At 59.4% G+C, this 217-nt stretch carries 1 rRNA gene; it reads left to right on the forward strand.

Annotated features, from left to right (window positions below):
- Positions 1-217, forward strand: a 23S ribosomal RNA gene (locus tag AC29IT_RS28750); the annotation flags it as partial.

The following is a 217-nucleotide window of genomic DNA, read 5'->3' on the forward strand; positions in this document are numbered from 1 at the left end:
GGGAACGCGGGGAAGTGAAACATCTCAGTACCCGTAGGAAGAGAAAACACTGGTGATTCCGTGAGTAGTGGCGAGCGAAAGCGGAGGAGGCTAAACCGGGCGCGTGGGATACCTGGCAGGGGTTGCGTGTCTGGGGTTGTGGGGCTTGTCTGGAGGCGGCTGTCACCGTTTCAGCGTGGTCGTGTGTGTTAGTTGAACAGGTTGGGATGCCTGGCCG

It is taken from the genome of Saccharopolyspora sp. MMCC62, assembly GCF_057736575.1.